This window comes from Pseudomonas flexibilis, assembly GCF_000802425.1.
Lineage (GTDB): Bacteria > Pseudomonadota > Gammaproteobacteria > Pseudomonadales > Pseudomonadaceae > Serpens > Serpens flexibilis.
Genome location: NZ_JRUD01000016.1, coordinates 138,998 through 151,564 on the forward strand (window position 1 = coordinate 138,998; position 12,567 = coordinate 151,564).

A 12,567-nucleotide genomic window follows, 5' to 3' on the forward strand; every position below is an offset into this window, starting at 1 on the left:
GCCACCAGCCACGCCCGGAAGTTCGATATGCCTGCGCCAATCCCTTTCAAGATGCTTTACGCCGGCCTGGCCTGCGCCCTGCTGTCCGGCCCCGCCAGCGCCGCCGAGCCGTATCCCGATGCCATCGCCAGCGACCCCGCCCGCCTGGGCTGGATGGTCGGCTCGCCACCGCCGCCGGAACGCCAGGTGCGTTTCGACGACGGCAGCTATTTCCGCTTTCCGCAGCTGCGCTGGAGCGTGTCGAACTTCCGGCAACTGATGCCGACGATGAATATCTCCCGCGGGCTCGACGCACCGGCCCCGCTCGAACGCGCCCTGCGCACTGACATCGATGCGCTGACCTTCCTGCCGCTGGGCAGTGAGCAGCCGATGACCTGGGCCGACTCCCTGCTGGCCAACTACACCGACGGCATACTCGTGCTGCACAAGGGCCGGGTGGTCTACGAACGCTACTTTGGCGTGCTCACCCCGGCCGGACAGCATGGCGCCATGTCGATCACCAAGACCTTCACCGGCACCCTGGCCGCGCTGCTGGTAGCCGAGGGCACGCTGGACCCGCAGCGCAAGGTGGCCGACTACGTCCCCGAGCTGGCCCGCTCCGCCTTCGGCGACGCCACGGTGCGCCAGGTGATGGACATGACCACCGGCATCCGCTTCAGCGAGGACTACGCCGACCCCAACGCCGAAGTGTGGGCGCATGCCGCAGCCGGCAACCCGCTGCCCAAACCCGAGGGCTACCAGGGGCCACGCTCCTACTACGAATTCCTGCAGACCGTGCGCCCGGAGGGGCGGCATGGCGAAGCCTTCCACTACCGCACGGCCAATGCCGACGCGCTGGGCTGGATCATCGCCCGGGTCAGCGGCCGCTCGGTGGCGCAGCTGCTGTCGGAGCGCATCTGGAGCCGACTGGGCGCGGAGCAGGACGCCTATATCTCGGTCGATGCCTCCGGCACCCCCTTCGCCGGCGGCGGCATGAATGCCGGCCTGCGCGATCTCGCCCGCTTCGGCGAACTGATGCGCAACGGTGGCCGCCACAACGGCCAGCAGGTCATCCCCCAGGCCGTGGTGGACGACATCCGCGCCGGGGCGAGCCGCGAGGACTTCGCCAAGGCCGGCTACGACCTGCTGCAGGGCTGGAGCTACCGCAACATGTGGTGGGTCACGCACAACCCCAACGGCGCTTTCATGGCCCGGGGCGTGTACGGCCAGGCGCTGTATATCGACCCGGCGGCGGAGATGGTGATCGCCCGCTTTGCCAGCCATCCGGTGGCGGCCAACGCCGCCAGCGACCCCACCTCGCTGCCCGCCTACGCGGCCCTGGCCAGGCACCTCATGAGCCGCTGACACCGCGTATCGACACCCTGGGTGCCGGGGGGAACGGGCGCACACTGCCCATGGTCCATGAGCTGTGCGCCCTCGCCACCTCTCGTTCACCCATGGCCGCCGTCCGGCCGAGACAAGGAGCTGCCCCGCATGTCCGACCTGAGCAAAGCCCACTGCGAAGCCTGTCGCGCCGATGCCCCACAGGTTACCGATGCCGAGCGGGCGGCCCTCCTCCAGCAACTGCCGGACTGGGGCATCCAGGATCGCAACGGTGTGATGCAGCTGGAGAAAGTCTTCCGTTTCCAGAACTTCCAGCAGGCCCTGGCGTTTACCCAGGCCGTTGGCGAGATCGCCGAGGCCGAGGGCCATCACCCTGCGCTGCTCACCGAATGGGGCAAGGTCACCGTGACCTGGTGGACCCACAAGATCGGCGGCCTGCACCGCAACGACTTCATCATGGCGGCGCGTACCGAGGAGCTGGCCCGCCACAGCGCGGGCCTGCGCGACGTACTGGCCTGAATCAGCGCATGTCGAACAGCTCGTGGTGGAAGTCCTCGACCGCCATGCCGCGTTCCGCCAGCCCCTGCCGCAGGTTCTGTCCGAACGCCAGCGGGCCGCAGAACCACACGTCCGCGTCTCGCCACCCGGGCACCTCCTCGCAGAGGCGTTCGGGGGTCAGCCGGCCGTCACGCTGGGACACCAGCAGGTGCAGACGCACACCTGCCTGGCGGGCCAGCAGGCGCAGCCGGGCGATAAAGGCTTCGTCCGGTTCGCTGGTGCAATAGAACAGATCCACCGCCTGTTCGCGCCGCTGCCGAGCCAGCCACTGCAGACGCGCGATGAACGGGGTGATGCCGATACCCCCCCCGATCCAGATCTGCGCCGCCTTGCGCCCCTGGAAATCGAAGCGACCATAGGGGCCTTCCACCACCGCCTGGTCACCCAGCTTCAAGCGCTGCGGCAAGGCAGCGGTGTAATCGCCGATGGCTTTGATGAGGAAGGTCAGCAGGCCGTCTTCACGCCACGCCGAGGAGATGGTGAAGGGATGCGGGCCTTCCTGCGGATCGAAGGTGACAAAGGCGAATTGTCCGGCCTCGTGACCTGGCCAGCGGTCCTGCAGGCGCAGGGTCACACGCAGCACCCGGTTGTCCGGATGGCGCTCCAGCTCCACCACTTCGCCCAGCACCCGCCGCCGAAGGCCGATGCGCCGGGTCAGCGACACCACTGCGGCGATACAGCCCAGCAGCATGAACAGGGCGAACAACGGAGCAAGCGGCGTCGCCCAGTATTCCGGCTTCATCAGCACCAGGCCGTGGAAGGCCAGCAGCAGGTAGACCAGTGCCAGCAACCGGTGGGTCTTGAAGAAGTAGCGGTACGGGAAACGCTTGACCAGCGCCAGCACGATCAGCACCACCGCCGCGTAGAAGGCCCACTCGCCGATGCTCTCGGCCAGGCCGCGCTGGCTATGGAACCAGCCGAGGATGCCTTCCTGCGGTGCGCCCAGGCCCTTGCGCGCCGGCTTCTCCAGCAGCCCCCAGCCCACCAGCCACTTGGGTATCTGCGCCCAGCCCCAATGGATGGCACTCAGCACCAGCGCGCTGATCCCCAGCCATTTGTGCAGCCGGTAGACCTTGTCCAGGCCACCCAGCCGCCGCTCGAGCAGCGCCGGGCGCACCGCCAGCAACATGGCCAGGCTCATGGCGCCCATGGCCAGCAGTCCTGAGAAGTTGACCAACGAAGAGCGCAGCGGAAAAAAACCGCGCGCAGCGAGGACATCATCAGCCAACCACCAGAGCAGGCTGATGACCGCGAACAGCACCCAGTAGGTGCGCTGGATAACTTTCATCTTGGAATTCCGGGTTGAACACACCACCTGCCGAGGCTACCCCCCAGGCCGGGGCCAGGACCTGTCGAAAGTCAAAGGGAGATGAAATTCCCGACGACAAGGCGGTGGTAAAGTAATGCACCCTTCGTTATGGGCGCTTCCATGGATTCGATTACCCAGGCCGTACTCGGCGCCGGCGTGCAGGCTGCCTTGCTCGGTCGCTGGCAAGGCCGCAAGGCGCTGCTGTACGGCGCGATGCTCGGCACCCTGCCGGATCTGGATGTGGTCATTGACTACGGCGACGCCGTGGCCCGGATGACCTATCACCGTGGCTTCAGCCACTCGCTGTTCGTGCTCACCGGCGCGGCGCTGCTGATCGCCTGGCTGGCGCGACGCTGGCAACCCCACCCGGGGTACTCCGGCACCCGGCTGTTCTTCACTGTCTGGCTGGTGCTCACCACCCATACGCTGCTGGACAGCTTCACCAGCTACGGCACGCAATTGTTCTGGCCGCTGGACACTCCACCCGTGGCCTGGTCGAGCATCTTCATCATCGACCCGCTGTACACCCTGCCGCTGCTGGCCGCGGTGCTGGTCACCGGCATTTCCGGCTTCGCCGAAGGCCGCCAGCGCTGGCATTACTGGGCGCTGGGGTTGTCGAGCCTGTATCTCGCCTTCACCCTGGCCGGCAAGCAGATGGCCGAAAGCCGAGTGCTACACGCGCTCGACCGGCAGGGCATCACCCCCGAACGCCTGTTCAGCACGCCGACGCCATTCAATGCGCTGCTCTGGCGGGTGCTGGTGCTCGATGGCGAGCAATATCACGAAGCGCTGGTCGGCTGGTTCGACCGGCAGCCGCCCCACCTGCAGCCCCTGCCGCGCGGCACCGCCTGGCGTACCCACCTGCAGGACTCGCCCCAGCACGCGCGCCTGGAGTGGTTCACCCAGGGGGTGCTGCGCTACGACCGCATCGATGACCAGCTGGTGGTGACTGACCTGCGTCTGGGCATGACCGGCTACCACCCGTTCCGCTTCGCCCTCGCCGAATGGCGTGACGGCGACTGGCAGCCCATCCGCTGGGTCGAACGGCAATCCAGCTTGCGGGGCGATGCCGAACGACTCGGCCAACTGCTGACCCGCATCTGGCAACCCCACACCCCGGTGCCGCTGGGCGAATGGGCGGCCGAGCTGGAGCGCTGATGCTCAGCGCAAGACCCGCCGGTGGCGTGCTTCCTGGTCTGGGGGCGCAAGACCCGTAGGGTGGATCGCGCTTCACCGATCCACCAACGCGCAGCAAGGCGCGCCGCGCCGGGCGAAGGTGGCCAGAACGCCGTTGGCCACGTCCGCGCGCGTTCTCTCAGCGCTTGAACTGCGCCACCAGCTCGCGCAGTTCGACGCCCAGGCGGGCCAGTTCGTTGCTGGAGGCGGCGGTCTGCTCGCCGGCGGCAGCGGTCTGCACGCCGATGTCGCGCACGCGCACCATGTTCTGGCTGATGGTTTCGGCGGCGGCGCTCTGCTCTTCGGCGGAGGCGGCGATCTGCTGGTTCATCTGTTCGATGTTGGCCACCGCCTGGGCAATCCGCTGCAGGGCGCCACCCGCCGCTCCCGCCAGCTCGACAGTGTCCTGGGTCAGGCGCCGGCTGCTTTCCATGCGCGTCACCGCCTTGTCGGACATCTCCTGGAGGCTGGCGATCAAGGTTTCGATCTCTTCGGTGGAGTCGTGGGTGCGCAGCGCCAGCGCGCGCACCTCATCGGCCACCACGGCGAAGCCGCGACCCTGCTCACCCGCACGGGCCGCCTCGATGGCGGCGTTGAGCGCCAGCAGATTGGTCTGCTCGGCGACCGCGCGGATCACCTCCAGCACACTGCCGATTCGCCCGCTTTCGGCCTGCAGGCTCTGGATGACGGTCGCGGTCTCCTCCACCTCGCGGGCCATGTCGCCGATCTGGCCGACCGCCCGCTGCACCACCTGATTGCCCTGGCGGGCCTCGCTATCCGCCTCATGGGCGGCCTGCGAAGCCTGCTCCGCGTTGCGCGCCACCTCCTGCACGGTCAGGGCCATCTGGTGCATGGCGGTGGCCGCCTGCTCGGTTTCCTGGCGCTGGGACTGCATGCCGGTGCTCGTCTGGGTGGTCACGGCTGCCAGCTCCTCGGACGAACTGGCGATCTGCTGCACGCCGTCCTCGATGTGCCCCACGAGGGTACGCAGGCTGGCCGTCATGCTGGCCATGCTGCTTTGCAGTTGCCCCAGCTCATCGCGACGGCTCCCGCTGCTCTCGTAACGCAGGTCGCCCTCGGCCACACGCCGGGCGATCTCCACGGTCTGCCGCAACGGCTGCAGGATGGAGCGGGTGATCAGCACACCGGCCACCGCGGCCAGCACCAGCGCGGCCAGCGTGAAGCCCGCCAGCAACAAGGCCACGCGGGTGATCTGTGCGTCCATCGCCTGCGCGGCGCTGGCTGCCGCTTGCTGAGCCCGGGCGACCGCCTGGGCGGCGATGCGGCCCATCTCTTCGCTGCTGGCAAGGCGCGTGTCACGGGCCTGCCGGAACTCCTCGAAGGCCTGGCGATAGAGCTCCAGCGACCGCAGCCCCGTACGCAGACCTTCCTTGCGCTCATCGTCCAGCCAGTGGATCAGGTTGTTTGAGATCCGCTGCTGCTCGGCGTACAGGTCCTGCCAGTTCTGCAGAAACTCCTCGCGGAAGAAGTGGATGTAGCGCAACTCCGCCAGGCGCAGGTCCATCATGCGCTGGTTCAGGCCCGAGGCCGTCTCCGCCAGGGTCAGCGGATCGCTGCCCCTGAGTCGGTCACCCAGCAGGCGCAGTTCGCGAACCGCATCGTACATTTCCAGTTCGATCTGGCTGAATTCGTCACGGGCCTCGTTAGCGGCTTCCTCCATGCGCTGGCGCTGGAGGACGGCGGCCTTGAAGTTCTCTACGACCGCGTCGAACTGCACAACGAACGCACGCGCGTCGTCACCAATCGCCAGGATGCGCTGGCGGGCCTCGCCCTCCAGTTTTCCCGCCAACGCCTCGCTCTGCGTGGCCGCAGACGCCAGGCTGTCACGCACCTTGCGCAGCGCCTGGTCCTTGCGATTCGACTCGTAATCGATCTCAGCGGCATACGCCTCTACCACCGCGCGCTCGATAGCGGCGATCGCCTGCATCTGGCTGGCCCGTTCCTGGACGGCGTTCAGGGCGTAGTAGCCGGTACCGGCCACTGCCAGCGTCAGCAGCATGATCAGGCCGAAGCCGATCCGCAGCTTGCGGCCGACCCCCATGTTCGCCAGAACACTTCCTATGCCATTCATGTTTTCTCGCTCCCGTAGCGATTTCGCGGGCGGCCCAAGCCACCAGCAAAAGTTGACGCCAACTAATCGACTTCAAAACCGCAGACTTTAGGGCTGGCGAGCAAAAAAACGGGAAATGGAAGGGAAAAACCCTGCAAAAAGGCAGGACTTCAAACAAAGCGGGCGCCCGGAGGCGCCCGCTAAAGCAGCAGATCAGCGCTGTGACGGCGGGTCACCCGCCTTCAGGCGCACGCGGTAGGCGACCCACATCAGCAGCAACCAGAAGGGAATCACGTATACCGAGACCCGGATGCCCGGAATCAGCAGCAGGATGCCGAGGATGAACACCACGAAGGCCAGGCAGAGGTAGTTGCCCAGGGGCGACCAGAGCGCCTTGAAGTGCGTGACCACGCCTTGGGCCAGCATGGCCTTGCGGAACTTCAGGTGTGCGAGGCTGATCATCGCCCAGTTGATCACCAGGGTGGCGACCACCAGGGACATGAGCATTTCCAGGGCGTTCTGCGGCACCAGGTAGTTGACCAGCACGCACAGCAGCGTCACCAGCGCGGAAACACCAATGGCCAGCACCGGCACACCCCGACGGTTCACCTTCATCAGGGCACGCGGCGCATCACCCTGTTCGGCCAGACCGTAGAGCATGCGGCTGTTGCAGTACACGCCGCTGTTGTAGACCGACAGCGCTGCGGTAAGCACCACGAAATTGAGCACGTGGGCGGCAGTGTCGCTGCCGATCAGCGAGAAGATGCGCACGAAGGGGCTGGCGCTGTAGGGATCGCCAGCCGCATTGAGTTCGGCCACCAGGCTGTCCCACGGATAGAGGGCCAGCAGCACGGTGAGCGCGCCGATGTAGAAGATCAGGATGCGGTAGACCACCTGGTTGATGGCCTTGGGAATCACCTTGCGCGGCTCCGCGGCTTCGGCGGCGGTGATGCCCACCAGTTCCAGACCGCCGAAGGAGAACATGATGATGGCCATCATCATCACCAGACCCGTCACCCCGTTGGGGAAGAAGCCGCCGTGGGCCCACAGGTTGGTGATGGACGCCTGCTCACCGCCCAGACCGGTGACCAGCAGATAGATGCCCAGGCCAATCATGGCCAGGATGGCCACCACCTTGATGATGGCGAACCAGAACTCGGCCTCGCCGAACGCCTTCACATTGCTGAGGTTGATCAGGTTGATCAGCACGAAGAAGGCCGCGGCCGTGGCCCAGGTGGGAATTTCCGGCCACCAGAACTGCACGTACTTGCCCACCGCCGTCAGCTCGGCCATGCCCACCAGCACGTACAGCACCCAGTAGTTCCAGCCGGACAGGAAGCCCGCATAGCCGCCCCAGTACTTGTGGGCGAAGTGGCTGAAAGAGCCGGCCACGGGCTCCTGGACGATCATCTCGCCCAGCTGGCGCATGATCAGGAAGGCGATGAAACCGCCGATGGCATAGCCGAGGATCATCGAGGGACCGGCGCTTTTCATGACGCCCGCCGAGCCCAGGAACAGGCCAGTGCCGATGGCGCCACCCAGGGCGATCAACTGGATGTGGCGGTTCTTCAGACCACGCGTAAGCGGCCCGGCGTGCAGTGTGTCGTGGCTCATAAGTGTCCTTGTGGGCAGGTCCGGAGCGCCGTCCGCGCACGGATGCGGACGGGTTCGACGAAAAACGGCGCGCATTGTACACCGCTGGCGTCCACCGGACCGTCTCGCCGGTCCGGGTTGCATGAACCCCGCGCCTCGGCAACCTGCCGCCTCTCGACCGCATGCACCGCAACTGCCCAATCCAGCCAGCCCACGCCAGCCGTGGCTTAACGCCATGATCGTCGCGCTTTGAGCGCAAGATCGCGCACCAAAAAAGAGCAGCACTGGGCTAGTCGAAAACATCGAATTCGTCAAAGGAGGCTCTGAATCCCGGGTTTGCACGGTTTTTTTCGAACTTGGCAAGGGATATGCTTAGTCCCGGTTGAAATAAGACCAATAGCCACTGGTTTTATAAATCGAGGGGCCCACCCTCAAATAACTAAGCGACATGGAGCAAGAGCATGCTTAAGAAACTTTCCCTCGCAGTTGCAGTAGCTTCGGCAGTCATGAGCGGTGCGGCCTTCGCGGAGTCCGTCGACAGCCCGGTGGGCAAGTTCGATGTGGGCATGACCGCCACATTCGTTACTGACTACGTGTCCCGTGGCACCTCGTTGAATGGCGGCGCCGGCACTATCCAGGGCAGCCTGGATATCGCCCACGAAAGCGGCCTGTACATCGGCATGTGGGGCTCCAGCATGGATGACATGCAGGAGAAGGGCGCTGGCGTCGAGATCGATTACTACCTCGGTTACGGCGGCAACCTCACCGAAGATGTGTCCTTCGATGTCTCCGTGGCCACCTACACCTACCCGCGCACGGGTTGGGAAGATGACGTGGAGTACCTGGGTAGCCTCAGTGCCTACGGTGCCACCGTCGGTGTGAAGTACCGTACCGACGCTACCGAACAGCTGTATTACTACGTCGGTTACGATCTGGAACTGCCGGCCGGTTTCGGCCTGTCCGCCTCGGTCGGCCAGACCAAGTTCGACGACAACGAAGAAGCCGGCGACGACTACGTCGACTGGAGCCTGGGCGTCAGCAAGACCCTGGCTGGCCTGGACCTGGGCCTGACCTACGCCAGCAACGATATCGATGGCAACGACGACCACTTCATCTTCTCCATCTCCAAGAGCCTGTAAGCCTGCTATCCCGCCCTCGCGGGCCGGATATCTAGACAAGCGCCGCCCTCCGGGGCGGCGCTTTTGTTTGGCCACTCCCCTGTTGCCCGCTTCCGGCCAAACTTTTCCCCTCCCCGACGATCAGACAACCTGATCCCGAAAGCGCAGCCGTGTCGTGGCGCCCGACCGCACGGAACGCCGATATGCGCAGCGCCCATCCCCGCTACCTGGCCATCATCGGCCTGCTGCTGGCAACCAACGCCGTTGCCCTGTTCTTCGTGTTCAACAGCCCGCAGCTGTACCGCTTCAAGGGTCTGCTGGTGCAGGATGCCTCGCGCTTTTCCAACGCCAGCGGCCGCGCCACGGTGCTCGGCCTGGACACCGCCGGCTACGCCATCTTCCTGACCTACGGGCAGTCCAACTCGGTCAATTCGGGGCAGATCGGCTACGTGCCGCGCCACAACGTGCTGAATTTCCACAACGGCGTGCTGTATCGCTATGAGGACCCCGCCCTGGGCGGGCAGGGTCAGCAGGGCAGCGTGTGGGGACGGGTGGGCGATCGGCTGGTGGAGCAGACCGCCTACGCCGGCGCGGTCTTCGCCCTGGCCGGCGCCAACGGCAAGACCCTCGAGCAGTTGAGCCGACCGCCCTACTACGACTACCTGGTGCACGAATACGCCGCCCTGCAACAGCAACTGGGGCGTGTGGACGCGATTCTCGTCCACCAGGGCGAAGCCAACCATCGGCACCGCCAGGCCGGCGACTACCGCCGGGCGTTCCTGACCTTCGAACAACAGCTGCGGCGTGACGGCATCACCGCCCCGCTCTACCTGGCGCAGGCGTCCTACTGCGGCAATTCGGTGGACCCACAGCTGCTGGCCGTGCAGGACCGACTGATCCGCGAACTGCCCGGCGTGCTGCGCGGGCCCAACACCGACACCCTCATCGAGCCCCGCTACCGGCTGCCGGACCGCTGTCACTTCTCCGCGGAGGGACTGGATGCCGCCGCGACGCTCTGGGTGCAGAGCCTGATCCAGGCATCGGAGAACTGACCAGGAGCCTTCAGCGCATGGCAGCCAACGCTTACAACCCCAGTATCGACGGCCTGCGGGCGCTGGCCGTGCTCGCCGTGTTCGTCTTCCATCTCGACCACCGCTGGCTGCCGGGTGGCTTCCTGGGCGTGGACATCTTCTTCGTCATTTCCGGGTTCCTGATCACCTCGATCTTGCTCAATGAGATGTCCACCGGGCAGTTCTCTTGGGCGGAGTTCTACCGCCGGCGCATCAAGCGCATCCTGCCGGCCTACCTGTTCATGCTCACGGGCGTGACACTGGTGGCCTTCCTGGTGATGCTGCCCTACGACTTCAAGAAGTACGCGGTGTCGGCCTTCTCGTCACTGTTCTTCGTGTCCAACCTCAACTACGCGCTGCGCCAGGGCGACTATTTCTCCACCGACGCCGAGCAGTGGCCGCTGCTGCACACCTGGTCGCTGGCGGTGGAAGAGCAGTTCTATCTGATCTGGCCGGTCATCCTGTTCGGACTGTTCGCACTGCTCCCCGAGCCGGCCAGGCGACGGCGCCTGCTGCTGCCGGTGCTGCTGGGACTGGCGCTGCTGTCGGTAACCGGCGCCAGCTGGCTGTCGGGCGACAGCACCCTGGCCAAGTGGAGTTACTACAGCGTGTTCACCCGCGCCTTCGAGCTGCTGATCGGCGCCGGCCTGGCGGTGCTCAAGGCGGAAGGACGCCTGCCGCCGCTGGACGCTCGCCTTACCGCGCCCGCCCTGCTGGTGCTGCTGGCCAGCCTGGTCCTGCACGACGCCAGCCTGCCCTTCCCCTCGTTCACGGCGCTGATTCCCTGCCTGGCCACCGCCATCCTGCTCGCCGGCGGACGCGAGGGGCCCGTGTACCGGCTGCTGGCCTGCAAGCCTCTGGTGGGCATCGGGCTGCTGTCCTATTCGCTGTACCTGTGGCACTGGCCGCTGGTGTCCTTCACCCGCTACCTGTTCGACTTCGGCGACGGCGGCTTTCGCATTGCGCCGGCCCAGGCGCTGCTCATCGTGGCGGCAGCCTTTGCTCTGGCCTGGGTCTCCTACCGCTTCATCGAAACGCCGATCAAGAATGCCCGGCTGGGGTTCCGCCCGGCTTTCGTGCGGTTCTGTGCAGTACCCAACGCACTGGGCGCGCTGCTGTTCGGCGCAATCTTCCTGAGCCACGGCGCGCCCTTTCGCCTGGATACCGACGCGGCGCCGGCCCGGCTGGCGTTCAACTCCATCGACAAGCAGCAGTGTCCGGATTTCGTCAGCCTTGGCTGCCCGGGTGGCGACCGGGAGAGCCTGCGCCGCTACCTGATCATCGGCAACTCCTACGCCGAGCATTACTTCAAGTTCTACGACACCCTGGGACGCGCGGCGGGCATCCGCGTCGACCTGGCCGCCAGCGGCGGCTGCGGCCCGCACGACCGCGAGCGCAAGTGCCTGAGCGTCTACAACTACGTGTTCGAGCATGAACGGGAGTACGACGGCTTCATCCTGGTGCAGGCCTGGAGCAGCCTGAACCAGGTGTCCGCCTCGCGCTACGCCATGGCCATCGGCGAATACCTGCAGCGCCTGCAATCCCTGGGACGCCCCATCCTGCTGGTGGGCAGCATGCCGCGCTTCAACGTGGACATCGACAAGGTCGCCAACCATGCGCGCCTGTTCGGCCTGGGCAGCCGGCCCATCGAGGTGCGCGCACTGGCGGATTTCCGGGAGGAAAACGAAACCCTGGAGCGCTACAGCCGCCGGCTGGGCACCAAGTTCATCGATCCGTTCCGGGAGGTCACCCGCTCCGGGCTACAGCTGAATCACCTGGATGACAACGGCACGCCCTGGTACCGGGACTCCAACCACCTCTCGGTGTATGGCGCCGAGCGCCTGGCCCGGCACGTATTGTCCACCGCCTCGCCCGAAGAGATCAGCAACCGGTACTTCCCGTGACAGCCCGGACCGGGTGGGTAGTCAGCGCTTGCGCAGGAAACCCAGCACGAGCCCGGCGGCCAGCAATGCGACACCCAGCCAGAACACCAGCGGCTCATAGGGCGTTCCGCCGCCCAGCGCAGAGAGGCTGCCCGTGAAGCCGCACATGCCGCCGCTGGCAAACAGGCAGGTCAGCGCCTTGTTGAAACCGGTGCCCAGGTCCACGGCCATCTGCCCGTAGGTCAGGCCCCACCAGACCACCGCCACCATGGTTACCACTACGCCAGCCTTGAACAGGAGGGAACTGAGTTTCGTGGTGTTCATGCACTGCTCCTCGAACACGGTCACCGCAGTCTTTCCATGCGCGGCACAACCATCCCTGAATGATGGCCTTAAGCTACTCACTGGCTGGCACCTTGTCTATCGAGGGCGGTGCGGCTGCCTTGCAGCACGCGAAGCCACGCCC

General features: G+C 65.9%; 10 protein-coding genes and 1 pseudogene. 6 read left to right on the forward strand and 5 right to left on the reverse strand.

Annotation, left to right across the window (positions count from 1 at the left end):
* The first annotated feature begins 27 nt into the window (after positions 1-27).
* Both SF06_RS11705 and SF06_RS11710 read left to right on the forward strand, forming a co-directional pair.
* Positions 28-1,344, forward strand: coding sequence for a serine hydrolase domain-containing protein (locus SF06_RS11705; protein ID WP_039561536.1), 1,317 nt, complete (start codon positions 28-30; stop codon positions 1,342-1,344).
* A gap of 129 nt (positions 1,345-1,473) precedes the next feature.
* Positions 1,474-1,842 (forward strand): 4a-hydroxytetrahydrobiopterin dehydratase, encoded by a 369-nt coding sequence (locus SF06_RS11710; RefSeq protein WP_039561538.1) that lies wholly within the window; start codon positions 1,474-1,476, stop codon positions 1,840-1,842.
* A gap of 1 nt (position 1,843) precedes the next feature.
* On the opposite strand, the gene SF06_RS11715 is transcribed toward SF06_RS11710, so the two are convergent.
* The gene (locus SF06_RS11715; protein ID WP_039561540.1) at positions 1,844-3,169 is read right to left on the reverse strand and encodes a ferredoxin reductase family protein; all 1,326 of its coding nucleotides are present in this window, start codon (positions 3,167-3,169) and stop codon (positions 1,844-1,846) included.
* A gap of 141 nt (positions 3,170-3,310) precedes the next feature.
* Here SF06_RS11715 and SF06_RS11720 point away from each other — a divergent pair, with 141 nt between their 5' ends.
* Complete coding sequence (locus SF06_RS11720; protein ID WP_039561578.1) at positions 3,311-4,348, forward strand: metal-dependent hydrolase; 1,038 nt, start codon at positions 3,311-3,313, stop codon at positions 4,346-4,348.
* A gap of 157 nt (positions 4,349-4,505) precedes the next feature.
* Here SF06_RS11720 and SF06_RS19050 read toward each other — a convergent pair whose 3' ends face one another.
* From SF06_RS19050 to SF06_RS11730, 3 genes and pseudogenes are all read right to left on the reverse strand, one after another.
* Complete coding sequence (locus SF06_RS19050; protein WP_413786125.1) at positions 4,506-5,378, reverse strand: methyl-accepting chemotaxis protein; 873 nt, start codon at positions 5,376-5,378, stop codon at positions 4,506-4,508.
* A pseudogene (locus SF06_RS19055) lies at positions 5,364-6,458 on the reverse strand (HAMP domain-containing protein); the annotation flags it as partial. The gene SF06_RS19050 and the pseudogene SF06_RS19055, both read right to left, overlap by 15 nt.
* Positions 6,459-6,650: 192 nt before the next feature.
* Positions 6,651-8,051, reverse strand: a complete 1,401-nt coding sequence (locus SF06_RS11730; protein WP_039561544.1) for an amino acid permease — start codon at positions 8,049-8,051, stop codon at positions 6,651-6,653.
* Positions 8,052-8,491: 440 nt separating this feature from the next.
* Between SF06_RS11730 and SF06_RS11735 the strand changes: the two genes are divergently transcribed.
* From SF06_RS11735 to SF06_RS17760, 3 genes are all read left to right on the forward strand, one after another.
* On the forward strand, positions 8,492-9,169 hold the full coding sequence (locus tag SF06_RS11735) for a TorF family putative porin (protein WP_027589848.1): 678 nt from the start codon (positions 8,492-8,494) through the stop codon (positions 9,167-9,169).
* Between the two features lie 182 nt (positions 9,170-9,351).
* Positions 9,352-10,200, forward strand: a complete 849-nt coding sequence (locus SF06_RS11740) for a sialate O-acetylesterase (protein WP_027589849.1) — start codon at positions 9,352-9,354, stop codon at positions 10,198-10,200.
* A gap of 17 nt (positions 10,201-10,217) precedes the next feature.
* Positions 10,218-12,122, forward strand: coding sequence for an acyltransferase family protein (locus SF06_RS17760; RefSeq protein WP_051587361.1), 1,905 nt, complete (start codon positions 10,218-10,220; stop codon positions 12,120-12,122).
* A gap of 21 nt (positions 12,123-12,143) precedes the next feature.
* On the opposite strand, the gene SF06_RS11750 is transcribed toward SF06_RS17760, so the two are convergent.
* Positions 12,144-12,425 carry a hypothetical protein gene (locus SF06_RS11750; protein ID WP_139182045.1) on the reverse strand — a complete coding sequence of 94 codons (282 nt, stop codon included), beginning with the start codon at positions 12,423-12,425 and terminating at the stop codon, positions 12,144-12,146.
* Between the last annotated feature and the right edge of the window lie 142 nt (positions 12,426-12,567).

Bases quoted from the DNA above. Each gene is read 5' to 3' on its own strand.
- SF06_RS11705 (WP_039561536.1), top strand. From the start codon at position 28: ATGCCTGCGCCAATCCCTTTCAAGATGCTTTACGCCGGCCTGGCCTGC.
- SF06_RS11710 (WP_039561538.1), top strand. From the start codon at position 1,474: ATGTCCGACCTGAGCAAAGCCCACTGCGAAGCCTGTCGCGCCGATGCC.
- SF06_RS11715 (WP_039561540.1), bottom strand. From the start codon at position 3,169: ATGAAAGTTATCCAGCGCACCTACTGGGTGCTGTTCGCGGTCATCAGC.
- SF06_RS11720 (WP_039561578.1), top strand. From the start codon at position 3,311: ATGGATTCGATTACCCAGGCCGTACTCGGCGCCGGCGTGCAGGCTGCC.
- SF06_RS19050 (WP_413786125.1), bottom strand. From the start codon at position 5,378: ATGGCCAGCATGACGGCCAGCCTGCGTACCCTCGTGGGGCACATCGAG.
- SF06_RS11730 (WP_039561544.1), bottom strand. From the start codon at position 8,051: ATGAGCCACGACACACTGCACGCCGGGCCGCTTACGCGTGGTCTGAAG.
- SF06_RS11735 (WP_027589848.1), top strand. From the start codon at position 8,492: ATGCTTAAGAAACTTTCCCTCGCAGTTGCAGTAGCTTCGGCAGTCATG.
- SF06_RS11740 (WP_027589849.1), top strand. From the start codon at position 9,352: ATGCGCAGCGCCCATCCCCGCTACCTGGCCATCATCGGCCTGCTGCTG.
- SF06_RS17760 (WP_051587361.1), top strand. From the start codon at position 10,218: ATGGCAGCCAACGCTTACAACCCCAGTATCGACGGCCTGCGGGCGCTG.
- SF06_RS11750 (WP_139182045.1), bottom strand. From the start codon at position 12,425: ATGAACACCACGAAACTCAGTTCCCTCCTGTTCAAGGCTGGCGTAGTG.